Origin of the sequence: Rhizorhabdus dicambivorans, from assembly GCF_002355275.1 — a bacterium.
Taxonomy (GTDB): Bacteria; Pseudomonadota; Alphaproteobacteria; order Sphingomonadales; family Sphingomonadaceae; genus Rhizorhabdus; species Rhizorhabdus dicambivorans.
In genome coordinates, this window is sequence record NZ_CP023449.1 from 1,096,914 (window position 1) to 1,122,868 (window position 25,955).

General features: G+C 65.0%; 23 protein-coding genes. 11 read left to right on the forward strand and 12 right to left on the reverse strand.

Going from position 1 to position 25,955, the window contains the following annotated elements; genetic code table 11:
• On the forward strand, nucleotides 1-2,520 hold the full coding sequence (locus CMV14_RS05275; RefSeq protein WP_066964020.1) for a cation-translocating P-type ATPase: 2,520 nt from the start codon (nucleotides 1-3) through the stop codon (nucleotides 2,518-2,520).
• Here CMV14_RS05275 and CMV14_RS05280 read toward each other — a convergent pair.
• Nucleotides 2,450-2,911 (reverse strand): potassium channel family protein, encoded by a 462-nt coding sequence (locus CMV14_RS05280; protein ID WP_066964017.1) that lies wholly within the window; start codon nucleotides 2,909-2,911, stop codon nucleotides 2,450-2,452. The two genes, CMV14_RS05275 and CMV14_RS05280, sit on opposite strands and share 71 nt — an antisense overlap.
• Nucleotides 2,912-3,052: 141 nt before the next feature.
• Here CMV14_RS05280 and CMV14_RS05285 point away from each other — a divergent pair, with 141 nt between their 5' ends.
• A complete protein-coding gene (locus CMV14_RS05285) occupies nucleotides 3,053-5,722 on the forward strand; it encodes a bifunctional acetate--CoA ligase family protein/GNAT family N-acetyltransferase (RefSeq protein WP_066964014.1) in 2,670 nt (889 codons plus the stop codon).
• Nucleotides 5,723-5,732: 10 nt separating this feature from the next.
• Nucleotides 5,733-6,305 carry an NAD(P)H-dependent oxidoreductase gene (locus CMV14_RS05290; RefSeq protein WP_066964190.1) on the forward strand — a complete coding sequence of 191 codons (573 nt, stop codon included), beginning with the start codon at nucleotides 5,733-5,735 and terminating at the stop codon, nucleotides 6,303-6,305.
• A 49-nt stretch (nucleotides 6,306-6,354) separates the two neighbouring features.
• On the opposite strand, the gene CMV14_RS05295 is transcribed toward CMV14_RS05290, so the two are convergent.
• Together CMV14_RS05295 and CMV14_RS05300 are read right to left on the reverse strand one after the other, a co-directional pair.
• Complete coding sequence (locus CMV14_RS05295; RefSeq protein ID WP_066964012.1) at nucleotides 6,355-7,008, reverse strand: BON domain-containing protein; 654 nt, start codon at nucleotides 7,006-7,008, stop codon at nucleotides 6,355-6,357.
• Complete coding sequence (locus tag CMV14_RS05300; RefSeq protein ID WP_066964009.1) at nucleotides 7,005-7,661, reverse strand: ATP-binding protein; 657 nt, start codon at nucleotides 7,659-7,661, stop codon at nucleotides 7,005-7,007. Before CMV14_RS05300 ends, CMV14_RS05295 begins: the two co-directional genes overlap by 4 nt.
• A 330-nt stretch (nucleotides 7,662-7,991) precedes the next feature.
• Between CMV14_RS05300 and CMV14_RS05305 the strand changes: the two genes are divergently transcribed.
• The 5 genes from CMV14_RS05305 (at nucleotide 7,992) to CMV14_RS05320 (ending at nucleotide 11,825) form a co-directional block, all read left to right on the forward strand.
• Nucleotides 7,992-8,981: a zinc-dependent alcohol dehydrogenase family protein gene (locus CMV14_RS05305; protein ID WP_066964007.1), complete on the forward strand. Its 990-nt coding sequence runs from the start codon at nucleotides 7,992-7,994 to the stop codon at nucleotides 8,979-8,981.
• A 137-nt stretch (nucleotides 8,982-9,118) separates the two neighbouring features.
• Complete coding sequence (locus CMV14_RS26675) at nucleotides 9,119-9,271, forward strand: hypothetical protein (protein WP_176489061.1); 153 nt, start codon at nucleotides 9,119-9,121, stop codon at nucleotides 9,269-9,271.
• Nucleotides 9,272-9,446: 175 nt separating this feature from the next.
• Nucleotides 9,447-9,929 carry an Hsp20/alpha crystallin family protein gene (locus CMV14_RS05310; RefSeq protein WP_066964004.1) on the forward strand — a complete coding sequence of 161 codons (483 nt, stop codon included), beginning with the start codon at nucleotides 9,447-9,449 and terminating at the stop codon, nucleotides 9,927-9,929.
• Nucleotides 9,930-10,419: 490 nt separating this feature from the next.
• The gene (locus CMV14_RS05315) at nucleotides 10,420-10,842 is read left to right on the forward strand and encodes a BLUF domain-containing protein (RefSeq protein ID WP_066964000.1); all 423 of its coding nucleotides are present in this window, start codon (nucleotides 10,420-10,422) and stop codon (nucleotides 10,840-10,842) included.
• A 155-nt stretch (nucleotides 10,843-10,997) separates the two neighbouring features.
• The gene (locus tag CMV14_RS05320; RefSeq protein WP_066963997.1) at nucleotides 10,998-11,825 is read left to right on the forward strand and encodes a universal stress protein; all 828 of its coding nucleotides are present in this window, start codon (nucleotides 10,998-11,000) and stop codon (nucleotides 11,823-11,825) included.
• Nucleotides 11,826-11,878: 53 nt separating this feature from the next.
• Here the strand turns inward: CMV14_RS05320 and CMV14_RS05325 are convergent, their stop codons facing one another.
• Genes CMV14_RS05325 through CMV14_RS05350 form a run of 6 tightly spaced genes read right to left on the reverse strand, consistent with a single transcriptional unit; the run spans nucleotide 11,879 to nucleotide 17,362 of the window.
• The gene (locus tag CMV14_RS05325) at nucleotides 11,879-12,559 is read right to left on the reverse strand and encodes an ABC transporter ATP-binding protein (RefSeq protein ID WP_066963994.1); all 681 of its coding nucleotides are present in this window, start codon (nucleotides 12,557-12,559) and stop codon (nucleotides 11,879-11,881) included.
• A complete protein-coding gene (locus CMV14_RS05330) occupies nucleotides 12,556-13,806 on the reverse strand; it encodes an ABC transporter permease (RefSeq protein WP_066963992.1) in 1,251 nt (416 codons plus the stop codon). The genes CMV14_RS05325 and CMV14_RS05330 overlap by 4 nt, the downstream gene beginning before the upstream one ends.
• A complete protein-coding gene (locus tag CMV14_RS05335) occupies nucleotides 13,803-14,807 on the reverse strand; it encodes an efflux RND transporter periplasmic adaptor subunit (protein WP_066963989.1) in 1,005 nt (334 codons plus the stop codon). Before CMV14_RS05335 ends, CMV14_RS05330 begins: the two co-directional genes overlap by 4 nt.
• A gap of 20 nt (nucleotides 14,808-14,827) precedes the next feature.
• Complete coding sequence (locus CMV14_RS05340) at nucleotides 14,828-15,625, reverse strand: putative universal stress family protein (RefSeq protein WP_066964187.1); 798 nt, start codon at nucleotides 15,623-15,625, stop codon at nucleotides 14,828-14,830.
• A gap of 28 nt (nucleotides 15,626-15,653) precedes the next feature.
• Nucleotides 15,654-16,328, reverse strand: coding sequence for a hypothetical protein (locus CMV14_RS05345; protein WP_202820882.1), 675 nt, complete (start codon nucleotides 16,326-16,328; stop codon nucleotides 15,654-15,656).
• Nucleotides 16,325-17,362 (reverse strand): zinc-dependent alcohol dehydrogenase family protein, encoded by a 1,038-nt coding sequence (locus CMV14_RS05350; RefSeq protein WP_066963987.1) that lies wholly within the window; start codon nucleotides 17,360-17,362, stop codon nucleotides 16,325-16,327. The genes CMV14_RS05345 and CMV14_RS05350 overlap by 4 nt, the downstream gene beginning before the upstream one ends.
• Before the next feature lie 421 nt (nucleotides 17,363-17,783).
• Between CMV14_RS05350 and CMV14_RS05355 the strand changes: the two genes are divergently transcribed.
• Nucleotides 17,784-18,338 carry an HdeD family acid-resistance protein gene (locus CMV14_RS05355; RefSeq protein ID WP_066963984.1) on the forward strand — a complete coding sequence of 185 codons (555 nt, stop codon included), beginning with the start codon at nucleotides 17,784-17,786 and terminating at the stop codon, nucleotides 18,336-18,338.
• Between the two features lie 24 nt (nucleotides 18,339-18,362).
• Here CMV14_RS05355 and CMV14_RS27475 read toward each other — a convergent pair whose 3' ends face one another.
• Nucleotides 18,363-19,148, reverse strand: a complete 786-nt coding sequence (locus CMV14_RS27475) for a PEPxxWA-CTERM sorting domain-containing protein (protein WP_139114712.1) — start codon at nucleotides 19,146-19,148, stop codon at nucleotides 18,363-18,365.
• Nucleotides 19,149-19,160: 12 nt separating this feature from the next.
• On the opposite strand from CMV14_RS27475, the gene CMV14_RS05365 reads away from it, so the two are divergent.
• On the forward strand, nucleotides 19,161-19,712 hold the full coding sequence (locus CMV14_RS05365; protein ID WP_176489062.1) for a GNAT family N-acetyltransferase: 552 nt from the start codon (nucleotides 19,161-19,163) through the stop codon (nucleotides 19,710-19,712).
• Nucleotides 19,713-20,220: 508 nt separating this feature from the next.
• On the opposite strand, the gene CMV14_RS05370 is transcribed toward CMV14_RS05365, so the two are convergent.
• Nucleotides 20,221-23,439: an efflux RND transporter permease subunit gene (locus tag CMV14_RS05370; RefSeq protein WP_066963978.1), complete on the reverse strand. Its 3,219-nt coding sequence runs from the start codon at nucleotides 23,437-23,439 to the stop codon at nucleotides 20,221-20,223.
• Nucleotides 23,436-24,458: an efflux RND transporter periplasmic adaptor subunit gene (locus tag CMV14_RS05375; RefSeq protein ID WP_066963975.1), complete on the reverse strand. Its 1,023-nt coding sequence runs from the start codon at nucleotides 24,456-24,458 to the stop codon at nucleotides 23,436-23,438. Before CMV14_RS05375 ends, CMV14_RS05370 begins: the two co-directional genes overlap by 4 nt.
• 192 nt (nucleotides 24,459-24,650) lie before the next feature.
• Between CMV14_RS05375 and CMV14_RS05380 the strand changes: the two genes are divergently transcribed.
• A complete protein-coding gene (locus tag CMV14_RS05380) occupies nucleotides 24,651-25,931 on the forward strand; it encodes an NAD(P)/FAD-dependent oxidoreductase (RefSeq protein WP_066963972.1) in 1,281 nt (426 codons plus the stop codon).
• Nucleotides 25,932-25,955 lie beyond the last annotated feature (24 nt).

The following is a 25,955-nucleotide window of genomic DNA, read 5'->3' on the forward strand; positions in this document are numbered from 1 at the left end:
ATGGCGATCGACCCTTCCTCCCACGGGCTAAGCTCGGATGAAGCGCGGCGGCGCCTCGCGCAGGACGGCTCGAACAGCCTGCCGGCAACGGGCCGGCGGGGGATTGGCACGATCCTCCTTGAAACCCTGCGTGAGCCCATGCTGTCGCTGCTACTCTTGGGAGGGGGCGCCTATTATCTGCTCGGCGATCGGCTCGAGGCGTCGGTCCTCCTGACCTTTGCGACCTTCTCGGTCGGGGTCACGATCTGGCAAAATTATCGGACCGAGCGCATCCTTAGTGCGCTTCGCGATCTTGCTGCCCCGCGTGCGATGGTGTTGCGGGACGGCGTACCCTGCCGCATTGCCGGTCATGAGGTCGTACGCGGCGACGTTCTCCTGGTCGAGGCCGGCGACCGCGTCGCCGCCGATGCCGATATCCTGACGGCTGATCGGTGCGAAACCGATGAATCGTTGTTGACGGGTGAGGCCCTGGCGATCGCCAAGACGGTCCGACGCGATGGTCAGTCAGTTGAGGATGCCCAGCGGCTGTTCGGCGGCACGCTTGTCACCCGTGGCAGTGCGACGGCCTTGGTGGTGGCGACCGGAATTGCCAGCGCGGTCGGACGGATCGGGGCGGCGGTCGCGGGGATCGAGGCGACTCCCCCGAGGCTGACGGTGGAGACGCGGCGGATCGTCCAAATATGTGGCCTGGGCGCTGGGCTGGTTGCGCTCGCGGTCGTCGTCCTGTTCGGGCTGCTGCGCGGTGGCTGGCTCGAGGCAGCCCTTGCAGGGATCGCGATTGGCATGGCGATGATCCCGGAGGAGTTTCCGGTCGTCCTCACCATCTTCCTGGCGGTGGGTGCGTGGCGCATCGCGCGTGCGGGTGTCCTCGCCCGGCGCGCGGCGGCAATCGAGACGCTGGGTGCGGCCACCATCCTTTGCGTCGACAAGACCGGCACCCTTACCGAAAACCTGATGGCCGTCGCCGGCTATTGGCGGCCGGGGGGCAGGATCAGCGCGAAAGACGATCCCGACCTGCTTCGAGCCGCGATCGGCGCCAGCGCGATTCTCGCCGTCGACCCGATGGAGATTGCGTTCCAGCGGGCGGCCACGGGCCATGATGATCTGACCGACGGGCTCGGCGCCGACCGCCTCGAGCGGACCTTTCCCTTGTCGGAAAGCTGCCTTGCCATGGCAAATCTCTGGCGCGAGCCCGATGGTGGGCACCGCCTCTACGTCAAGGGCGCTCCCGAGACCGTGATGGAGTTGTGCGGTCTCTCCAATGTAGAGCGCGAACTCTGGCGCGGTGCGATCGAGGCGATGGCGGATCAGGGCATGCGCGTGCTCGGCCTGGCGACGGCCCTTCCGGACTCCGTGACCACGGTGGAGCTTCAGCGAGTTCCGCTCAGCCCGCTTGGTCTGATCGGACTCTCGGATCCGCTGCGCGCAGCTGTGCCGGCCGCGATAGCGGCGTGTCGCCAGGCATCGATCCGGGTGATGATGATCACCGGCGACCATGTCGCGACCGCCCGCAGCATCGCCAGGGCCGCAGGCCTCGCCGACGATAGGCTGCTCACTGGTGCCGAGATCGAGGGTCTGAGCGATGAAGGCTTGTCGCAACGCCTGACGACGGTCGATGTCGTTGCCCGTGCCCGGCCCGACCAAAAGCTCCGGATCGTCGAAGCGTTGAAGCGTCAGGGAGAGGTCGTCGCGATGACGGGTGACGGGGTCAACGACGCACCGGCGTTGAAGGCCGCGGATATCGGGATCGCGATGGGAAAGCGCGGTACCGATGTCGCGCGCGAGGCTGCGGCGCTCGTTCTCCTTGACGACGATTTCCGTGCCATTGTCGCAGCGGTGGAGCTGGGCCGTCGCATCTTCGACAATATCCGCAAGGCGATGGGCTTCATATTCGCGGTCCATGTCCCGATTGCCGTGCTGGCCCTGCTGCCGCTCGTAACGGGTCTACCGCTTCTGCTTGCACCGATCCACATCGCGGTGCTGGAGTTGATCATCGATCCGGCGTGCGCCCTGGTGTTCGAGGTCGAGGCGGCCGAGCCCGACGTCATGCGCCGCCCGCCCCGCGACCCGCACGCACACCTCTTTTCGTGGCGCCGGATTCGCGGAAGCGTGAGCCAGGGCGGTTTCGCCGCCGGGCTGCTGGCGCTATTGTGTCTCGGGCTGGCGGAGGCCGGCGTCGAGGAAAGCCGGATGCGCGGCGTCATGTTCCTTTCGCTGATAGCGGCGGTCCTGGCCCTCATCATGGTCAACCGCAGGACGGCCGGCCGTTTCGATATCAGGACGACAAACCGGCCCCTGATCCTCCTGCTGACCGGGGCCGCGACCTTCGCCGGAGCCTGTCTTCTTCTCGCCCCACTCCGTCACCTGCTGCAGATCGATCGACTGGCGCCGCTCGACGGGCTCCTGGCGCTTGCTGTAGGCGGTATGATCGTCGGCGCGGTCGAGCTTGTCAGGCGCGGTACCGTTCGGCTTCATCCTCCAGCTGGCGTTCGAGCAATTTCATCCGATCGACGATATTGAAGAAGAAGGCGGTCGACCAACCGAGAAGGATAATGCCATTGGCCCCCTCGATGGCGCCGAGGATGCGCGTGCCGTGGGGCAGGACGACGTCGCCATAGCCGATCGTGACATAGGTCGTGGTCGAGAAATAAAGGGCTTCCTCCCAGCCAGCGAAGATCGCAAGGCCGCGATAGACGGCGGCCCAACCCCAGATCTCGCACGTGTGCAACGCGAACAGGCCGAACGCGACCGTCATCACCACCAGCACCGACATCGCCATGTCGCGTGCCGGAGACGTTGCGCGACGATGCCGTCGGAGGAGTGCCAGGAGGGCGGCGAGGCCGAGCAGGTGGAACAACACCATCGCGGCCACGATGAGCGATGCGAGAGCAAGCTGGGTGGAAAGGGTCATGTCGAGAGTTTCGGCCGCAGCGCCCGCGCGACCAACTCGGAAGTCTACGTAACGACTCGCCGCGCGCTGTGGACATTACGCATATCCGGGCGATGCGAGGGGCCGCATCACCTGCCTGACCATCCAGCTCGGGAGGATCCGATGTCGATCCGCGATTTGCACTGCCTTCTTCAGCCCCGTTCGATCGCCGTCATCGGCGGATCGTCACGTCCCGGGTCGCTCGGCCGCGACCTTCTTGAGAATATCCGCAGCGGCGGTTTCACGGGCCCGATCATGGCGGTCAACCCAAAGCCGGTCGCGATGCCCGGCGTCAGCTGGGCATCTTCGGTGGACAAGCTGGAAACCGTTCCCGATCTGGTCTTGGTCGTCACACCGGCTGAGACCGTTGCCGCGATCATCGAGGATCTGGGCCGCCTCGGCGCCCGCCTCGCGGTGGTGCTCTCCGCAGGCTTCGAGACCGACGCCGGGCTGGCGAGTGGCGTGCGCGAGACCGCGCGCAGGCACCGCGTCCGGCTTGTTGGTCCCAATACCATCGGGTTGATCGTGCCGGGCGCCGGCCTCAACGCCTCCTTCGCCCCCAAGGCAGCTCAACCCGGCGGTCTGGCGCTGATATCGCAGAGCGGCGCCATCGTCGCGGCCATGATCGACTGGGCGGCGGAACGGCCGATCGGTTTTTCGGGAATCGTCTCGGTCGGCGACATGGTCGACGTCGATCTCGGGGACCTGATCGACCTCTTTGCGGTCGATCCCGCGACCCGGGCGATCCTGCTCTATCTCGAAGCGGTGACTGAGCCCGAGAAGTTCATATCCGCGGCCCGGGCTGCGGCCCGGCTGAAGCCGGTCATTGCGATCAAGGCGGGCCGGAGCGCGGCCGGAGCGGCCGCGGCCCGCTCGCATACCGGCGCGCTGGCCGGTTCGGCAGAGGTCTATCAGACCGTGCTAGAACGTTGTGGTGTGGTGGTCGTCGACAGTCTTACCGGGCTGCTCGATGCCGCCGAGGTCACCGCGCGGCTCAAGCCGCCCGCTGGCGGGCGGGTGACCATTCTCACCAATGGTGGCGGTGCCGGTATCCTCGCGGCGGATGCGCTGGAAGGTGCCGGCGCAAGCCTCGCGCCGCTAGATTCGACTTTGAGGGCGCGGCTCGACGAGCTGCTTCCGCCGGCCTGGTCGCAGGGCAATCCGATCGATCTGCTCGGCGACGCCGATCCGCTCCGCTACCGCCATGCTCTGCGGCATGCCCTCGCGGCACCCGACTCCGACGTCCTGCTGCTGTTCCATTGTCCGACGCGAGGCGTCTCTTCGCTCGCGGTGGCCGAAGCGGTCGTCGCTGAGCTGTCGGCGGCGCGCGCGGCCGGCTGCCGCAAGCCAGTGATCGCCTGCTGGCTAGGGGCACCCGACAGCACGGTGCGCACCACGCTGGCGACCGCCGACATACCGCTTTTCACGACGCCCGACGACGCCGTCCGGGGGCTGGGCTATCTGCTTGCCGCGGGCCGGGCGCAGTCCATCCTGATCGAGAAACGCCCCTTGCATGCCACTCCCCCCAACCGTGCCGCGGCAACCCGCTTGATCGCTGGGGTACGCAAGGCGGGGCGCACCCTGATGAGCGAGATCGAGGCGAAGGACTTGCTCGCCGCCTATGGCGTTCCGGTGATCCCGACCCGCTTCGCGGCCAAGGCCGATGACGTGCTCGACGCCTGCGCGGACCTTGCCCCGCCTTATGTCGTGAAGCTCGTCTCGCCCAACATTACCCATAAGGCGGACGTCGGCGGCGTGGCGCTCGGACTGTCTTCCGACAGCACAGCAGCGACGGCGGCGTTCACGATGGCGGAGCGGGTCGCCCGTTGCCATCCCGAAGCCACGGTGAGCGGCTTTGCGGTCGAGACCATGTCGGTGCGGCCGCATGCGCTGGAGCTCATCGCCGGCATCGCCAACGACCCGACCTTCGGTCCGGTCGTCCTGTTCGGGGCTGGCGGCCACGCCGTGGAGGTCATCGACGACAAGGCCTTGGGGCTTCCGCCGCTCGATCGGGAACAAGCGATGAAGATGATCGACCGGACCCGCATCGGTCGTCAGTTGAAGGGATACCGGACCCGGCTTCCCGCCGATCGCGTCGGAATCGCCGATGTGCTATGTGCGTTGTCGCAGATCGCCATCGATCATCCCGAGGTCGTTGAGCTCGACATCAACCCGCTCGTTGCCGACGCGGATGGGGTCATGGTGCTCGACGCCCGCGCGGTGATCAGCCTTGAGCGTGCGCCAGCGTCGCGGCTCGTTATCCGACCGGTACCGGTCGAATGGGCGGCGGATCTGGTCACGCGCTCGGGCGCACACATCCATGTCCGGCCGGTCGTTCCCGAGGATGAGGCGATGCTCGCGGAAATGTTCCGAAACGTCAGCCCGGACGATCTCCGTTTCCGCTTCTTTTCAAGCTTGCGCCAGGTCGATCATGACCATCTCGCGATGATGACCCAGGTGGATTATCGCCGCACTATCAGCTTTGTGGCCGTGGCACCCGACGGCAAGGCGATCGCCGTCGCCTTGCTTGCGTCCGACGCCGATCGCGTGCGCGCCGAGGTCGCACTATCGACCCGCGCCGACTGGAAGGGCAAGGGGGTCAGCTATAGCTTGCTTGACCATGTCATCCGCTACGCGGCCGCGCAGGGAATCGCGACGATAGAGGCGGTCGAAAGCGCCGATCATGAGGAGGCGATCAGCCTCGAGCGCGATCTTGGCTTCGTGGCGATACGAAGTGCCGATGATCCGGCACTTTGTATCGTTCGTCGCGATCTCAGCCCTTCGGCTGCCTGAGATGCGGCACATGCGCAAGGTCCTCGTTATTGACGGTCATCCCGATCCGACGAAGGAGCGACTGATCCACGCGCTGGCGACGGCCTATAGGACTGCGGCGGAGGAGGCGGGCCATGAGGTGCGGACCGCGACATTGGCCGTGCTGGACCTCGCGCCGCTGCGGAGCCGAGCCGAATGGGAGACGGGCACATTGCCCGAGGGGATAGCGGCGGTTCAGGCCGATCTGCTCTGGGCGGATCATCTCGTATTGCTGTTTCCGCTCTGGCTCGGTGACATGCCGGCGCTGACGAAGGCGTTGCTGGAGCAGATCCTCCGGCCCGGCTTCGCTTTCGGGGAGGATCGCGGGCGGCTGCGACCTCGGCTCGGGGGGCGCTCGGCGCGCCTTATCGTCACAATGGGAATGCCGGCGGCGATCTATCGTCTCTGGTATGCAGGCCATGCGATCAAGGTGCTTCGCCGGTCGATCTGCGGCCTCGTCGGCATTCGCCCGGTCAGGGCGACGGTCATAGGCAGCATCGAACGCACGGGCACGGCCGAGCGCGCGCTGCGCCACATGGCGAGGCTTGGCCGGCGCGCGCGCTGACGAAAAGGGCCGCCGACCTCTCGATCGGCGGCCCTGCTTTGTCGAGTGCTCAGGCGGCAAGGGTGATGTTGTCCTCGACCCGCGTCACGCCTGGCGCCGCCCAGGCGGCTCGTTCGGCGATCTGCCGCTCATGCCAGCCCTTCACCGAACCGGCGAGGATCACCTTGTTGCCATCGGTTTGGACCGTGACCGATGCGGCATCGGCATCGGCCTGGCGCTTGATCGCCGCGACGATGCGATCTTTGACGACGCTGGCATTGGGGCGCTGGCGGACGGTGATCAGATTGCCGACGCCGACCACGCCGTTGATCTTGCCGGCCACCTTGCGAGCCTCGTCCATCTGATAGGCCCAGTCGACGGTGCCTGACAGGGTCACGAAGCCATGCTCCACCTTGACCTGGATCGAGCTGTCCGGGACCAGCACATTCCACTTGAACATGTCGAGGATGCGCTGCGCGATCTCATGATCGGCGGTCTTTGGGTCGGACGCGTAGCGGACCTTGAGTTCCTCGGCGAGCGCGCGGACGCCCGACACCCGCCGGGCCGCTTTCTCGGCCGCCATCTTGCCGGCATAGCTGTTGACATAGCCGGACAGGGTGACGACGCCCTTGTCGACGGCGACACCGATATCGGCACTGTCGACACTGGGCTCCCACTCGAGCTCGGCGATGACGTCGTGCTGCAATTGGCTGTCGGTCTTCATGATGCATGTCCTTTCATACGGGGGGATGTACGTCGTCCGTGCTGGACGGCGGGCTCGTCGAGGGTCAACGCGAGGACCATCGGCAAGATGAGCGCCACGACCGTGCCGCGCCCGGCGCAGCCGGGCAGGCGGACGGTGCCATGGCTCGTTCGGGCAAGGTGGCGGGCGCGGAAGAAACCCGTGCCCTTCTCCGCAATGTGGAGGTCATCGACGAGCGCGCGGCGGGCGAGGAGCTTGTCCATGCCGTTGCCGTCATCGGCGATCGTGATCCGGACGCTCCTGCCCTCGCGGCGTACGCGCACGAAGATGCGCCCGAGCAGACGGAGCGCGGCGCTCGCATGGCTCACCAGTTCGAGAATCGCCGCCTCGAACAGCGCCGGCACCAGCTTCACCGGCGTGCGCACCCTTGCCAGGTCGAAGCGCACCTGCGCGCCAGGGCCGCCAATCGCGCGTATCATCGGCGCCATCATCAACAGCCGGTCGCCGACATAGAATTCGGTCGCGGCAGGCAGCGTGGCGCGCTTGGCGCCGTTCGGCTTGTCCTCGAGCACATGCTTGGCCGAGGTGAACACGCGGAACAGGTCGCGCAGGTCGTAAATGAGGCCGCGCTCGACGGGGGTAGCGTGGGTGCTTGCCAATTCGGATGCGGCCATGGGGTTGCCCTCCCGGTCATGTCGCCGGCGATGATGCTGGCAGACCGCTGGCCGAAGAATCCGTGATGTCCCTAAGGGTTCGCCCCACGGCTCGGAACGGGCGACGGGCGCGACGTCAGTGGACCAGCAAGGTGGCGACGGCCGTACTACTATGATGTCGACTGCGGCACCGGGACTGGGGCATCGGCTTCGACGATGGCGAGCAGAGCCTTGATCATGGCAATCTCCAGAAGCTGACCGATGCGCTTCCAGACCAGGGGCCACATTTGGTAACTGTACGTAGCGACACTGCGTCGAGGATCCGGCAGGTCGAAATCATCGGAGGTCGCTATGCAGCAGCGCCATGTCATCCGCCTTTTCGGACCGGGCGAAGCGCTCGAAGCCCGTGACGAAGCTTTGCCCGATCCCGGACCCCATCAGCTGCTCATCGCCGTCAGCGCCTGCGGCGTCTGCCGCACCGATCTCCATGTCTGCGACGGCGATATCCCGGCACGCTATCCTATCATCCCCGGCCACGAGATCGTCGGCCGGGTCGTGGCGACAGGGGCAGCCGTCACTGAGTTCCGGCCCGGCGACCGGGTGGGCGTGCCATGGCTCGGCGGTACTTGCGGGCACTGCGCCTTCTGCCGCGATGGCCGCGAAAATCTCTGCGATGCGCCGGTCTTCACGGGGTGCACGATCGACGGAGGCTATGCCAGCCACAGTCTGGCGGATGCACGATATTGCCTGGCAATACCCCCCGGCATCGACGACGTCGCTGCGGCACCGCTCCTTTGCGCCGGCCTCATCGGATGGCGTGCGCTACGGCTCGCGGGGGAGGGGCACCGGATCGGCCTTTACGGCTTTGGCGCGGCCGCCCACATCATAGCGCAGGTCGCCATCGCCCAGGGCCGCGAGGTCTATGGCTTCACCCGCCCCGGCGATGGCAGGGGTCAGGAATTCGCGCGCTCGCTTGGCTGCCGCTGGGCCGGAGGCTCGGATGAGGCGCCTCCCGTGCCGCTTGACGCGGCGCTCATCTTCGCGCCCGTCGGTGCGCTGGTACCGCGCGCACTCAAGGCAGTCACAAAAGGCGGACGGGTCGTTTGCGCCGGTATCCACATGACTGATATTCCTGCCTTTCCCTATGCTGATCTCTGGGGTGAGCGATCGATCCTGTCGGTCGCCAATCTGACCCGCGACGATGGTCGGACCTTTTTCACTGCGATCGAGGGGATGCCCGTGAAATCGGTCACGCATGTCTTCCCGCTGGCAGAAGCGGGGATAGCGATGTCGGCCGTCCGCGAAGGCATGGTCGATGGTGCGGTCGTGCTGGTTCCCTAGCACGCACCGCCAGCGGGCGACGCAACCCGATATACGGGAATTCCAACTCACCGGTCCTCCGCGCCGCATAGCCTGCGCCGCTGAGGGGCTTGTTCGTCTGTCCGCTCGCGGCCGGCGGCCAACATGTGAGGGCTGCGGTGGACTATCGCTTCTATGCCAGGGCTGACACGGCGCACCCGCTCGCGCAGGCTGCGTTCGAGGAGGACGGCAAACTGAACTCGCTATCGTTCCGCACCCATGCGGGGCAATGGTTCATCATGCGCCGCAGCAGCGCCCGGTCGTCTTGCTGAGCCCGTCCTGCCATATGCGTATAGTTCCCGATGGCCGGACCCGCACCACGCAACATAGCCTCGGCGTCGCCTGCCGGATGGGACTCAATCCCGTCCCTGCCGTCAGGCCGCTCGCGCTCGGCGGTCGCAGCGCATCGCCGATCCTCATGCGATCGGCCAGATCAGGAGAAGATCGATGAACGATGTGGTTTCGTCTGCTCGCACTGCGCGGGCTTCGGTAGCCGATGGCGGGCCGGTCGGCTGGCTTCGGACGGAGATCGATCGGCTGTTCGACGATTTCGGGCGTCCGGGCCGATCCCTGTTCGACTTCGCGTCGCGCGATCCTATGCCCGTCCCGGCTCTCGAGATGACCGAGACCGACAGCGGGTACAAGGTGACCGCGGAGCTGCCCGGCATGGTGCAGGATGACATCAACCTCGAACTTGCCGACGGGGTGCTCTCGATCAGCGGCGAGAAGAAGGCCGAGAGCGAGAAGAAGGACAATGGCCGGCTGATCAGCGAACGCCGCTATGGTGCCTTCCAGCGTCAGATCGCCGTCCCCAGCGATGTCGATGCGGATGCGGTCACGGCAACCTTCCATGACGGCGTCCTGACAGTCAGCCTCGCCAAGGACAGCAAGGCGACCGCGCGGACGCGCAAGATCAAGGTCGAGGCGTGACGATCGGGCCGGTCTCGCCGTCGGACGGCGGCGGGACCGATCCCGATCTCCTGGTCATTCTCGAGCCCGCCCATGCCTTTGGCGGAGAGCGTCCGTCACGCCGCATCGATACCCACGCGGCAACCATCTTCCTGACGGCATCTGGCTCGATGTGCCCCGTGCGCTACGCGCGCACTGGGCGGCCGCGCGGGAGCCCGGCGCCTTCCGCTCCTCGAGCCAGGGGCGGCTGGTACCGGACGAGGTGAAGCTCAGCAGACGCTTGCCGGTCAGGAAGGGGTGGCGGCTGCGGTTACTGATCGCATGGAATGAGAAACCTGCACCAGGATCGCCCCCATGTCCGTCTCCACCTGCGCGCGGCACAACGAAATTGTCAGGCGGCATCGATGGGAAGCCGCGCGGAGCGGAAGAATCGGGAACTTTACGGTTGGGGCCGATGCTATTGGGACCATTACGGATGGTCCTAATCCGCCACAGTCCCCAAGCTCGCGCGATGGTTATCGGGTCCGCCTGTGCATCACTGCTCTATGTCAGCCACATGCTCTTGTCCCCCGCGGATCGCGATGGTGAAATCGCGCGGATCGTGGCGGTGTCGTGCGACCGTAACGCCGCGCTGGACGTCACGGGGGCGCTCATCGCGACGTTTCGGTTCTTCGCGCAAATCCTTGAAGGTCCGCCCGGATCGATCGAGGCGCTGATGATCAGCATCAGACGGGATCCGCGCCATCGCGATGTCACCGTGGTCCGCGAGGAACTGCTGGCCGGCCGTCGTTTTCCCCGCTGGTCGATGGCTTATTCGGGCGCTGCGGGCTATGTCGACCGGACCATCGCTCCGCTTGTCGGGACGTCGCACGATGCGCGGCCCGCGCCCGATACCGATCTCCTCGTCCGGCTGATCCGAGAGTTCACGCGGTAGAGCGCATGGCTCTCGGGATCATTACGCATATGGCGGACGAGCCCACCTGACTAACCCTCGGCCCACTTGGTCGCGGAGGCGATATATCGTTCGGAGGCGGCAATGACGGGGCTCCTGAACAAGCGAGCGGCCAGCCCGCAAGCGAGGATGATGCGATGATCAAACATGTGCTCCTGACACTTCTTAGTCACCCCGCCCCGACCCCTGGATGGGCGCTGGCCGCCGCGGACGGGCTGGCGGTGCATCTCGACGCGGAGCTCGATGCGGTCGTAGCGACGATCCATATCCCCGATGTTTCGAACGCGCTCGCGCGCCGGCTCGTCGGCGCCGACGCAGCCATCGCCGCGGAGAATCAGGCGATACGAGCCGAGGCCGATGCATTGAGCAGTCGGTTCGCCGCTGTTGTCGGATCAAGTGATCCGCATCGGCAGAAGCAGGTCGAATCCTGCGGCTTCGTTGACCCGAACGCTGTCGCCCTCCACGCGCGGCTGTTCGATCTGACGCTCCTGCCGATCTTCGGTCACCCCGATGAGCGCTGGCTGATCGAGGGGTTGCTGTTTGGATCCGGTCGGCCGCTTCTGCTCCTTCCGAAGCGGACACGTGTCGCCTGGGATCATATCGTGGTGGCGTGGGACGGCTCGCGCGCCGCGGCGAGAGCCTTGGCCGATGCGTTGCCGCTCTGCCGGCGAGCAAAGGCGGTCGAGATCATCACGATTACCGGCGAAAAGCCGCTGCCACCGGAACTTTCGCCCGTAGAAGTGCGGCATCACCTGGCGCGTCATGGCATCATGGCGAACGGCGTCGAGCGACCGGTTGAGGGGGAGGATGTTGGTGCCGACCTGCTTGCTCACGCCGTAAGCCGGTCTGCCGACCTGCTCGTCATGGGCGGATTTGGCCACTCGCGCCTGCGGGAGTTCTTCCTTGGTGGCGCGACCCAGAGCATTATCCAGAAGCCGACGCTCCCTATCCTCATGTCTAACTAGGTGCGGCCAGGGCTCGCTTGCTGCGACCGAACGCGCTCAGATCATCGCCATGCTCAACCCTCGACCGCCGTGATCCGCCCATCGAGCATTGTGATCCGCACATCCGATGCCTCGGCGATCCGCGGGTCATGGGTCACGCAGACGACCGCGCGCTGTTGTTCATGGGCCAGAGTCCTGAACATTTCGACCACCCGCGCTGAGTTTTGACTGTCGAGATTGCCGGTAGGCTCGTCACCGAGAAGGAGCGTTGGATCGTTGGCAAGAGCGCGTGCGATAGCCACGCGTTGCCGTTCGCCTCCCGACAGTCGATCGGGCGTCTTGTCAGCCTTTTCGGCCAGGCCGGTCAGAGCAAGGAGGTCATGGGCGCGTCCCAACGCGCGGGCGGGGTCGAGCCGGTTAAGACGACGGATCGGCAGGAGGACATTCTCCAGCGCCGTGAACTCGGGCAACAGGAAGTGAAACTGGAAGACGAAGCCAAATCGCTCGAGGCGCATCCGGGCGCGGGCATTGCCATCGAGACCGTTGACGTCGGTACCGTCGACCAGCAGCGTCCCGGTGCTAGGGCGGTCGATCAGCCCGAGCAAATAGAGCAGCGAGGACTTGCCGCAGCCTGACGGCCCAACGATAGTTGTGAATTTGCCTCGCTCGATGTTGAGCGATGCATCGGCCACCAAGGTAACCGGTGGAGATCCCGGAAGGCATCGCCCGAGCCCGGTGGCTGCCAGCGCGATCATGCCGCCCCCCGCAGGATATCGACCGGGTCGACTTTCGCGGTCTTGCGGGCGGGAAGCCAGGCTGCCACCATGGCCGCGAGCAGCGATGCACCGGCGGCGATCAAATATTGCCGCATGCCTCGGTCGAGCGGCAGATGCTCGGGATCCCCGGCGATCGGAAAGCGCAGCGAGCCCAACAGGCTCATCAACCCATAGCCGAGCAGCCAGCCGAGCAGGACGCCTGCGGTCGCCAGAAGCAGCCCTTCGATCACGAAGAGGAACTGGAGATCGGCGGTTGAAAAGCCGATCGCACGCAGGATTGCGATGTCGCGACGCTTGTCGATGACGCTGTTCGAGACCGCAGTGTAGATGCCGAAGCTTGCAACCAGGAGAATGGCGCCGACGACACTGTACATGATCACATTGCGGGTCACGAGAAGCGATAGCAGATCGGCCGAGCGCGCTTGCCAGCTCTCGGCCTTGTATCCGAACCGCCTCTCGAGGATGTTGGCGACGTGCTCGGCCTGGTCGGCATCGGCAAGTCGGATTCCGATCCGATTGACGATGAAGGGACGGCCCAGCAGCGACTGGGCTTCGCGCAACAGCATATAGCCTGCCTGGTCGGTCAATCCCGCCTGACCGCGTTTGAAGAGGCCGACGATGCGCAACCGGCGCGTGCTCCCCGTCGAGGCGGTCGCCGCGACGACATCGCCTGGATTCAGGCCAAGGCGGACTGCGAGTTCCTCCCCGATGATCAGCCCGCCCTGCGCCGACTCGAGATCGTTCAGCCGTCCCACGCGCAGCCGTTCGGAAATCGTGCTGATCCGCGCTTCGAGATCGGGTTCGATGCCCACGATCGCAAGCGCTTCCTGGCGCCCGCCCAGCCGCAGAGTCACCCCTCCGGTCAGGCTCGGCGATGCGATGGCGCCGGGCGTCGCGCGGGCGACATCGAGAATGAGCTGCCAGCCACGCAGCCCGCGGGCCTCATTGCGCGTCCTGTAACCGCGCAACCGCACCGCGCCAGCCCGATAGGCGACGAGACCCGGCTGGGGAGGGGCCGATCGAAGTTCGTCGGAGACAATGATGTGAGGCGCGGCGTCGATGAGCCGGTCGATGAAGTCGCGCTGGCTTCCGACCATCATGGCCGAGACGGCGAGGAAAAAGCCGACGCCGACGGCAACACCCAGCACTGCCACGACCGTCTGCCGACGGCGCGCGAGCAGGTGCCGCATCGCCATTTCGAAAATCAGCACGCCCGTCCGGTTCATCTAGCGGCTCGCAGCCGTCGCCCTTCGGTCAATTCGGGCGGCGGCCGGTCGATCACCCGGTCGTCGGCTTCGAGCCCATCGATGATCTCCACTTTGTCCGAGCCGATGATGCCGAGGAGGAGTCGGCGCCGCGTGGCGCGGCCGGCGCGGGAGATCCATGCGAAGGTGCCGGCCACCGCGCTCGTGGGCAGAAGAAGCGCGTGATCGCGCTGGCGGGTCACAATGTTGACCTCGACCGACATGCCGATCGGCAGGAGGCGGCCGCCTGGCGACAACCGCACGCGAAAGGCGCGCTGGTCCGGATCGCCGCTAGGGGTCAGGGCGCTGACCCGCGCTGCTACCCGGTGATCGCCCCAGCTGTCATTGGATATCCACGCCAGCTGGCCTGACGAAATCCGACCGATGTCGCGTTCGTCGACAGTGGCGGTAATCCGGACGCGGGAGGGATCGCCGATGGTCATCAATATCTGTCCGGGCGTCGCCAAATTGCCCGCTTCGACATCGCGCCGGGTCACGATCCCCTCGATCGTCGAGCGGATCACCGCCTGATCGAGGCGAGCCCGGGCGCCCTCGGTCGCGGCGCGCGCGGCGCGGCCATTGGCCGCGGCAAGATCGAAGGCGGCTCGGGTTATCCAGCCTTGCCGATACAGCGTCTGAGCGCGCGCTTCGGCGAGGATCGCCTGGGCGGCGTGCGCCCGGACTTCGTCCAGGGAACCGCGCAGGTCGCGGTCATCGAGAATCAGCAAGGCATCCCCGCGGTGAACGCGGTCGCCCTCATCGACGAGGACCTGCGCGACCGGTGCCGTCATCCGCGATGAGATCACGACCGGTGCCAGTGGTTCGACGAAGCCCGTCGCGTAGACGAGTTCGACCGCCGATCCTCGCTCGGGTGAAATGAGAACGACGTTCAGCGGCCGATCATGCCACCACCACAGGGCGGCCGCTGCGAGCGCGACGGTCAGGCCGATTCCCAGCGCCGCAAGGGCGGACCGTCGCTGCATGAGCCGTCCAATGATGTCGATCAGTGGCCGAGCACCAGCGGAAAGCGGCTCTTCGACAACATGCGCTTCGTGACGCCGCCGAAGCTCTCCATCATCCGGCCGTGGCTGTACGCACCCATGACGATATAGTCGGCCCGCCACCGTTCGGCTTCCTCGGCAATCATGCGATCAGCCGCGTGAAGTCCATCGTCGATGATCCGCACCGCCGCATGGATGCCGTGCCGCGAGAGATATTCGGCTGCTTCGGTCGGCTCGGTGCACTCGCGCCTATCACGTGCCATGAAGATTTCGACCTCTTTGGCGATGGCGAGCAGCGGTACCGCCGCCCGCATTGTCGCGACACAGGACGCCTGCCCGTCCCAGGCGATCAGTGCCCGGTCGAGCGGCAGCCGTTCTAGGGAGTCGGGGACAGCTATAACGGGCTTGCGAGCATGCATCAGGATGCGGCTCGCGATGTCGCGCATGTCCGGATAGGGAAAGGCGTCGAGCTGCCGGTTGAGCACGATGATGTCGGCAAGTGCCGCCGCCGCGACCACGCTTTCGGCGATCGTGCCGGTGACATCCGCCCAGTCCCAGGGCACATCCTCGTGCGCAAGGCGCGCCGTTACTGCTTTCTTGTTGGCGCTTTCGCGATCGCGCTCGTCGGCGAGGAGCATCGCATCGGCTGCACCGCTATAATAGTCTCCGACAATGGCGGGCAGGGCCGCGACATCGATGCAGCTCAGATGGCCGTCGAGTGCGCGGGTGATGTCGAGCGCCGCTTGCAGTCGCGCTTCCTGGCCGGCATCGTCATGGACGAGTAGGAGAATATTTTTCATTGCCACCTCCTTCATATCTGCGAGCAGGCTAGGGAGCAGTTGTTTCCCCCAAAATGCGTGATGATACGGATGACGCAGCCGGTACATCGGTCTCGCTTGCGTCAGTAGATTGAGCTTGGGCTTCATCGCGAAGCGCCGATCGAAAGGACTCGAGACGGTCGCGGTAGCCTTCGGCATCACCATATTCCAGAAAGGCGCGATAGCGCTCATGGGGGGCGCTGATCCGCACGGCATGTTTGATCGGACACCAATATTGCTCGGTGCGGCTCGAGACCTCGCGAACATAGGCGATGACGCCATTTCCATAGCTGCAATAAAGGCAGTTGAGCGCCTCGACACCGTTGAGATAGGCGAGGCGGCCGCGGTCGAGGGCGATAAAGTCGGATCGCCGTACACGCACGATACCGTAAGTGCGGAAGCAGATCGCTTGGTAAAGACTGGTCCACAGGTCGATCAGGACGAGCGGGACGATCATCGAATAGATGATCGGCGCCGTCAGCACCGCCCCGATCGAGGAGCGGCCGAGATAGGAGGCGATCCCGACGCGCAACTTGTGCTGTTCGGCTACGAGGCCCTGCTCGAAAGCGGCGAGGCGCCCCTTGATCGACCAGCCGAGCGACTTGCGGTGTCGTTCGATCTCCCGGTCGAGCTCGCCTTGGAGCCGGACGATTTCCTCGGCAAGCGCCTCCATGCGACCGCTCATGGCGTGACGAGGACCTTGAGCGCGTGGGTTTCTGACGCCCGACCAAAGGTATCATAGGCGTCCGGGATAGCCTCCAGGGTGAAGCGATGAGTGATGAGGCGCTGGGGGGCGACCCGTCCTGCGGTCACCGTCTTCAGCAGCATGGGCGTGGATACGGTATCGACCAGCCGCGTCGTGATCGCGATATTCTGTGACCAGAGCCGCTCGAGGTGGAGGTCGGCCTTGTGTCCGTGCACGCCGATATTGGCGATGATCCCGCCGGCGGCGACCAGCTCCTGACAAAGCTCGAACGTGGCGGGGATGCCGACCGCCTCGATTGCGGTGTCGACGCCGCGGCCGCCGGTAAGGTTGCGAACGGTGGTGATCGCATCGTCCCGCATGGTGTTGACGACATGAGTTGCGCCGAATTGCCTGGCCACCTCTAGGCGATGATCGTCGATGTCGATCATGACGATGTCGGCGGGTGAGTAGAATTGGGCCGTGAGTAGCGTCGCGAGACCGATCGGACCCGAACCTACGATCGCGACGCTGCTGCCGGGCTGGACTTTTCCGTTCAGCACGCCGCATTCGAAACCGGTCGGCAGGATGTCGCTCAGCATGACGAGCGCTTCCTCGTCGGCGCCGGCGGGGATGTGGTAGAGGCTGGTGTCGGCATGCGGGATGCGAACATATTCCGCCTGGGTGCCGTCGATACTATTGCCGAGGATCCAGCCGCCCGCTTCGCAATGGGAGTACATTCCGCGTCGACAGGCTTCGCACCGCCCACAGGATGAAATGCAGGAGATCAGGACATGATCGCCGGGCGCGAACGCGGCGACGGCACCGCCGATCTGCTCGATCACGCCGACCCCTTCATGACCTAGAATACGGCCGGGCGCGCAGGTCGCCACATCGCCCTTCAGGATGTGGAGATCGGTTCCGCAGATCGTGGTGTGCAGGACGCGGACGATGGCGTCGGTCGGCGCTATGATTTTTGGCTTCGGGCGTTCCTCCAGGCTGTTCTGCCCACGGCCATGATAGACAAGTGCTTTCATTGCGTGTCTCCGCTGGGACCACCCCCAGACCGGTCGGTCGGGCGGGTGATGCCGTGGCCGCGACCCGTCGCCCATGCGTAGATTCCCGGACGGCAACACCCCCAGGCTCGATCGCCCGCCTATCGAATTCGAACGGCTGAAGGTTGAGATACTCAAGACTGCGAGGGCCCTGAAGCAGGTCGCAGTCGCCGAGGAGACGAGCGCTGCGGCGATGAGTCTCGGTGCACGAGCCGGTCACCGTCTGGGCTGCACAATGAACCGAATATCGAGCGCCATGAACTTCTACCTCGAACATCGTCCTGTCCGATCAACCAAGCCGCCGAATAGCTGAATGTCCCGAGGGAGGAACATGTCCGTAGATTCACCAATGGCGGTGTTCCGGCGGCGGGGGGAACAGTGACCACGAAATGAGGAGATTCCGATGCTCAAGACCGCAGATGGTGCCGATCACGACCAGGCCACCTTGCGCCAACGCTCGATTTCGATCGGTGGCGCGCTTTGCCTGCTGGGAGTCGCGAGCTGCGTGACGCTATTCGTCATCAATCGTCTCACTACCTTCGAGATCAGCGTGGCGATGCTCACAGCCGGCATCCTCCAGATCAGCCATGGCTTTGCCGCACACCGCCGCGGCTGGCCACCCTTCACCTTGGCCGCCTCGGCCCTCTACGTCGTCGCGGCGCTCGCTGTCCTTTTTGAACCGCTCATCGATATGAGGTGGATCGAGCTGCTGCTCGTGGGGTCACTCGCCATGGCCGGAATCAGCCGCCTCGCCACCGCTGCGCGGCTCGGCGCCAAATTGCGGGGATGGGAAGCCCTCTCCGGGATCACCACGCTCGGTGTCGCTGCGATTCTCGAGGCCGGCCTACCCGAAATGTCGCTCTGGCCGCTGGGCTTTGCTATCGCGCTCGATCTGGTGGTCGAAGGCGCAGCGCTCGCCAATATCGGCTGGGCCATGCGTTCGCAGAGCGGCCGGTAGCCTCGGCGTAACCGCGCCGATCGCTCAACTGGCGGAAGCTGGTCCGACTCCGCGTGCCATCTGGCGTGGACGACGGCGCACCGCCCATCCGATCGCCCCGAAGCCCGCGATCATCATCAGCCAGGAGGCTGGCTCCGGTGCTGCGGAAACCAAGGCGGCGACCGGCGGAGGCGGGCGACGGCGCGGGCGACGCTTCCGCTTCTGGATAAGCTTTTGGATCTGGATCTCGTCGGCAACCGCCGGCTCCATCATTCGCGCCATTGTCTCGGCAAAGGGCTCGATGGTTGCTAGCTGTGGCTCGAAGGGATCGCAGCGGACCAGGGGCAGCGAAACCGCCGGAGCGGCGGGGCGATGTGGCCGCGCCCGAACGCCGGCGCGGCGAACCGACGCGCCATGGCGGGCGTGGGCGCTCTTCGATGTGGCGTGGTGGGCCCGCGCCGCTCTGGTCCTGTGCTTCGGTCTCGCGGTTCTGACCGGCACGAGCACGTCGCTGCCGGGCTCTATCCAGCAGGCCGTTCCTATCAAGATGCGCGAAGGGCTGGCCGATAGAGGTGCGGCCGGCGCACCGATCACAGCGCTGTGCGCACTTGTCGCGATGAGCGAGGCGCTTAAGGCGCAGGCGGCCAGGAAGTGCGTGGGACGGACGGTCAAGGTGAACACAGAGCAATCCAACTTACATGATGATGGACCTGCCTCCCATGCGAGGGGGCGTGCCACTATGCGTAATTGCCCCAATCGCGAGCGCGGATGCGTAGGAATACCAATAGCGGCGTACGGTCGGTGATGACATCGGACCATGATCATCGTCATGGGACCACCAGCATGACCCGGCTCGACCTCGACTGCCCTCGCGAATGCCTTCCTCTTCAGGACTGGAGCGCCAGCCTTGTTACCCACTCGGGCCAATGTCTCCTGGTCCGTCCCGTCCGCGATGACGATCGTGGGCGGCTGGAGCGCTTCCTGAGACATGTGAGCGCCGAGGATCGGCGGTTCCGCTTCTTGGGCGAAACATCGGTCTGCCGGGCCGACCAGCTCGCCGCGATGATCGATGTCGACCATGTGTCGACCGAGCATTTCATAGGTTGCCTGCCCCACTCGGACAGCATCATCGCATCGGCGCTCGTCACTGCCGATCGCGATCATGGCGTGGCCGGCGTGGCGATCCTCATCGACCGCCGCCACAAGAATCGCGGCTTCGGCTTCGCATTGCTCGCCCATGTCGCGCGTTTCGCGCGAGCGCACGGATATAAGCGGCTGATCTCGGTCGAGAGCGCCCACAACAGCGGCGCGCTAGCGGTGGAGCAAGATATGGGATTCGCGGTCACCCCGATGCCGGGGGGCAGGAGCCTCGTCCTCGTCGAAGCCGAACTTTGACGGGAGTTGCCCCGGGTCGATACATTCCCAGTGTCATTAAACTGGCCCCCAGAGACGTGAAGCTATTTTCCGCCATAGCTATTGGCCAGAAGCGTCTTTCGTCCAGCGAGCGGCGGATGAGCAGACCCACAACCACGGGAAGCGGGGTATTTTTCGCCGATATCGGAAGTGTCGCAAGAGCCGCTTTTTGGCGGTGAAAGAAGTGGCTCGCGACGTAGTCAGGAGCGAACCAGTCTGCCCTGTTTTTCCTGTTATTGGCAGATTTTTATGCAAAATAGCGAACTATGGAGGCGGATTTCTGTCTTGTTCCTTTAAATCCGGTGGATTTATAAGACCATGATTAAGAATTACTTCTCCGTATGACAGGAAATTAATAGGCGCTGATCAGGGTTCATACTGATTTATAAATCTCATCCTCTGGTCTTCGACAGCAGATGATCACCAATGTCTTCATCGGCCGCTCCTCGATCTGCAGAAACCGCCTCGCCTGAAAACGGCCCGAGAAGGTTTATACTACCGCGTACCCGTTCTGCGAGGGCAACCCATCGTCCCTGAAGACGACGTAGATCGCCGGGATGACCAGGACAGTCAGTAGGGTGGAGGATGCGAGCCCGAACAAGAGGGACAGCGCGAGCCCCTGGAAGATTGGATCGGTCAGGATCACGGCTGCCCCGATCATGGCAGCCGCCGCCGTGAGCACGATCGGCTTGAACCGGATTGCCCCCGCCTCGATCAGTACGTCGCGCAACGACTTACCAGGTTGTCGGCTGTGGCGAATGAAATCGACGAGCAGTATCGAGTTTCGCACGATGATGCCGGCAAGCGCGATGAAGCCAATCATCGACGTGGCGGTGAAAGGGGCACCGAACAGCATATGCCCGATGACGATGCCCACCAGCGTCAGCGGGATTGGCGTCAGGATCACCAATGGCAGCTTGAAGTTGCGGAACTGGGCGACGACAAGGACGTAAATGCCGAGCAGCGCGACCATGAACGCCGCGCCCATGTCCCGGAAGGTCACCCAGGTGATCTCCCACTCGCCATCCCAGAGCAGCGAGGTGACCGACTCGTCCTCGGGTTGGCCGTTGAGGCGGACTAGCGGTTTGGCGAGACCATGCGCGGCCCAGTCATAGCTGTCGATGGCCCGATCAACCGCCAGCATCCCATAGATCGGAGCCTCATAGTCGCCGGCGAGCTCGGCCGTGACCATCTCCGCGAAGCGCCCATCGCGCCGGAAGATCGCCGGACTCCCCTGTTCGGTCTGGGCATCCACCACCGCCCCAAGCTCGACGAGATGGCCAGTGGCTGTGGCCGCGACCGGCGTGCTGGCCAATGTCCGCGTCCAGCTCCGCGCCGACTGAGGCAGGGCGATCGTGATCGGCAACGGCGTTCGGCCGTCGCCGCGCGGTGCATATCCGATCGTCTGGCTGCCCATCAGAGCGGCAATTGAATCCGAGATCTGATGTTCCGAGAGCCCGTAATAATCGATCCGGTCGCGCTGAGCAGTCAGGCGCAGCTTCGGTCGCGGATTGCCGAAACTGTTGTCGACATCGACGATATAGGGGATGGACTTGAAGATCTTCTCGAGTTCGATCGCGGTGCGCTGACGCGTGGCCGCGTCGGGACCATAGATCTCGGCCAGCAGCGTCGCGAGCACCGGCGGCCCCGGGGGCGTTTCCACCACCTTGATCGAGCTTCCCTCCAGCAGCTTCAGGACTTTCAGCTTGTCCCGAAGGGCGAGCGCGATCTGATGGCTCGAACGATCGCGCTCGCCCTTGGGCAGCAGCGTCACCATGATGTCGCCCATTTCGGGACGGCTGCGAAGGAAATAGTGGCGAACGAGGCCATTGAAATTGAATGGCGCCGATGTCCCGGCATAAGCCTCCATCGCCGTCGCCTCGGGCAGGGTGCGCGCGATCGCGGATGCTTCGTCGAGGACCCGGCCCGTCGCTTCAAGACTGGTGCCTTCCGGCATATCGACGACGATCTGAACCTCCGACTTGTTGTCGAAGGGCAACAGCTTCACCGTGACCGCCTTAAAGTAGAACATCGAGCAGGCGAGAAAGGTGGCGATGGTAACGGCGACAAGAAAATTGCGGGCTGAAGCGCGGCTGTCAATCACACGGTGCGCGACGCGGGCATAGAGCCTGCCCAGCTTGCCACCGCTATGGTCATGAGCATGCCCAGCCGCGAGCGCCGCGCGCGCGAAACGGATCATCAGCCAGGGCGCGATGACCACCGCGACGAAGAAGGAGAAGATCATCGCCGCCGAGGCATTGACCGGGATCGGCGCCATATAGGGCCCCATCAGCCCCGACACGAAGAGCATCGGGAGCAGGGCCGCCACGACCGTGAGCGTCGCCACCACGGTGGGATTGCCGACTTCGGCGACGGCCTCGATCGCCGCCTGCGCGCGGCTGCGCTCGTCGGGCATCGCCCAGTGACGCGCGATATTCTCGATCATGACGATGGCATCGTCGACGAGGATGCCGATCGAGAAGATCAGCGCGAACAGGCTGACCCGGTTGATCGTATAACCCATGGCGTAAGAGGCGAACATCGTCAGCAGGATCGTCGTGGGGATGACGATCGCGGTGACCGCCGCCTCGCGCCAGCCGATCGCGAAGCCGATCAGCATGACGATCGAGATCGTCGCGAGCGCGAGGTGGAAGAGCAGTTCGTTCGCCTTTTCGTTCGCGGTCTCGCCATAGTTGCGGGTGACGGCGACATCGACGCCATCGGGGACCAGCTTGCCCTTGAGACCTTCGACACGTTTCAGGATGCTGTCGGACACGACCACCGCGTTGGCGCCTGACCGTTTGGCGATCGCGATGCTGACGGCCGGAGCGCTATCCCATCGGTCGCCCGTTCTGGTCCAGCGCCAGGCACGCGACTGGTTCTCGCGTGGTCCCTGGTCGACCTGGGCCACGTCGCGCAGATATATGGGCACGCCGCTGGCGGACCGAACCGTGAGCAGGCCGACCTCGCGCGCGGACGACAAGGTGCGGCCGGCCGTCACCGACACCGCTTTGCCGCCTTCGCGGATCGTGCCGGCGGGAAAGCTGCGATTGGCCTGGCTGGCCGCCTCGATTACGCTGCCCAGCGGGACCCCATATTGGCTGAGTTTGGCCGGATCGGGAGCGATCCTAATCTCGTTGGGCCGGCCGCCTGCGATAAAGGTGAGGCCGACATCGTCGACCTTGGCGATCTCTGTGCGCAACTTTGTCGCGAGGTCATACAGCGCCTGATCGTTCCACTGGCCGGGCGCGCCGGGCTTTGGCGAGAGCGTGAGCACCACCATCGGGACGTCGTTGATCCCGCGCACGGTGACCTTGGGATCGGGAATGCCGACCGGAATCCGGCCCCAATTGGCGCGCAGCTTCTCTTCGATCCGCGTCGCCGCATCCTCCGGGTCGGAGCCGACGAGGAAGCGCGCCGTGACCATCACGCCATCGTCCTCGGCTTGCGTATAGACATGCTCGACGCCATCGACGCTCTTCACGATCGTCTCGAGCGGAATGCCGACAAGCTCGACCGCGTCGGGCGCGGTCAGGCCGGGCGCCATCACCTGGATGTCCACCATCGGTACGCTGATCTGCGGCTCCTCCTCGCGTGGAATCGAGAAGATAGCGAGCATGCCGACGGCTATCGCCGCCATGAGGAACAATGGCGTCAGCGGCGAGCTGATCGAGGCGCGCGTCAGCCATCCGGATAGGCCAAGGTTCATTTGCCCTTGCCCGCCAGGAACAGGACATCCCCCGCCACGGCGCCGCTCATTATCTCGACTTTTGCCGGATCAGCGGTAGGCGCAATCTGGACGGGCACGGCGCTGACGCGCCCATCGGCGGTCACAACATCGACCTGATCCATGCCATAGCGCGTCACGACGAAGCGGCGCGGCACCATCAGCGCGTTGCGCCGCCCCACCGCGATCGACACGCCGATCCGCCGGCCCACCAGATCGGCGGACAAGCCCGGCACGGTCGCGTCGACGCGAAGTCGACCGCCGACGACGGCGGGATAGACTTGGCTGACACGCCCCCGCAGCGACCCACCGGGTAGGTCTCCCGGAGCGATCGCGACCTCGGCGCCGCTCTGCAGCTGTCCGGCGAGCGACTCGGGAACCTCGATACGGACGACCGGCGGACCCGCCGTGATCGTCGCAATCGACATGCCGGGCGCGACGACCGATCCTTCAGGGATATCCGCGCGCAGCACGCGGCCGGCGGACGGAGAGAGGATAGCGCCCTGTCCAGCGACGCTCGCGCTCGCGCCCCGCTGCGCTCGTGCGGCGGCCAACTGGGCGTCGGCGGCCCGCGCCATGGCGAGGGATTGATCGAGCCGCGCCCTGGCATAGACCTTGTGATCGAACAAATCCTGGACACGGCCAAGGTCGGCCCGTGCCCGCACGGCCTCCGCCTGCGCGGCGGCGATCTGCGCGTCATAGGCGCTGGTCTCATAGCCCAGGCGGTTATCGACGATCATGCCGATGCGCTGGCCCTTGCGGACCATAACGCCTTCGCGGACGGACAGGCTGGTCAGGATGCCGGCAATGCGAGCGCGCGCCTCGGCGGTGTCGCGTGTGGTGATCTCGGCGCCGAGGTCCTTCATATCGGTTATCTCGGAGGGTGCCAGCACCATTCGCTCGCCTGCCGGCTGTGAGGCGTGCTGTTTCGGTGATCCGCCGTCGCTGCAGCCGACCAGCAGCAATGCGATCATACCGATTAGCGATATACGTCTCGGCATTTGAGGCCCCTGTTGCCGTGCATCAGCCGCACCCAGCTTGATCTCATCTCGCGCCATTGGAGCACGGCCGGCGTCATCGCTGCATTGGGAACATTACGCACTGCGGTCACCATTCAGAGCCGCTCTATTGTGCGGGCAAAGGCACCTCCCATCAGGTCGTGCCGGCGCGCCAATGAGCGAAGGTGCGGGATTATGAGCAAACCGAAAATCGTCGTGCTGGGCGCCGGGCTGGGTGGGACCATCGCCGCCTACGAGATCAAAGCCGCGGTCGGCGAGCGCGCCGATGTGATGATGGTGTCCGCGTCGGATACCTACTCCTTCATCCCCTCCAATCCGTGGGTCGCGGTGCGCTGGCGCGCACCGGAGGCAATCCAGGTCTTTCTGCCGCCCATATTCGCGAAGAAGCAGATCGGCTTCACCGCTGCCGGCGCGAAACGCCTGCATGCCGCCGAGAAGCGGCTGGAGCTCAACGACGGCATCAGCGTCGACTATGATTATCTGGTTATCGCGACAGGCCCCGATCTGGCCTTCGACGAGATCGAGGGGCTGGGCCCGCATGCCGGCCACACCGTTTCGATCTGCCAGACCGCGCATGCTTCGGCCGCCGCCGACGCCTTCGACCGTTTCGTCGAGAATCCCGGGCCGATCGTCGTCGGCGCTGTCCAGGGGGCTTCCTGTTACGGTCCAGCTTATGAGTTCGCGATGATCCTCGATACCGAGCTGCGGCGCCGTAAAATCCGCGACAAGGTGCCGATGACCTTCGTCACCGCCGAGCCCTATATCGGCCATCTCGGCCTCGACGGGGTTGGCGACACCAAATCGTTGCTCGAAAGCGAGCTGAGGAACCGCCACATCAAATGGATCACCAACGCCCGCGTCACCAAGGTTGAGCAGGGTATGATGCATGTCGAGGAAATCGCCGAGGGCGGGGCCGTGGCGAGGACGCATGACCTGCCATTCGGTTATTCCATGATGCTGCCGGCCTTCCGTGGCGTGCCGGCGGTCAACAATATCGAAGGGCTGACCAACCCGCGCGGCTTCATCCTGGTCGACAAGCACCAACGTAACCCTGCCTTTCCCGAGATTTTCGGGCTCGGGGTCTGCATCGCGATCCCGCCGACCGGCCCAACCCCGGTCCCCGTTGGCGTGCCCAAGACCGGTTTCATGATCGAGAGCATGGTGACCGCGATCGCGGCCAATCTCGACGCGATTCTGGATGGCAAAGCGCCGACTGCCGAGGCCACCTGGAATGCCGTGTGCCTCGCCGACTTTGGCGATGGTGGCGTCGCCTTCGTCGCGCAGCCACAGATTCCGCCACGCAACGTCAACTGGTCGGCGCGCGGCAAATGGGTGCATCTCGCCAAGATCGCGTTCGAAAAATATTTCCTGCGGAAGGTCCGCAAAGGCGGGGGCGAGCCCCTCTACGAGCGATTTGCCCTCCACATCATGGGCATTCGCAAGCTGCGGACCTGACCCATTCAATAGTCGAAAGGAAAT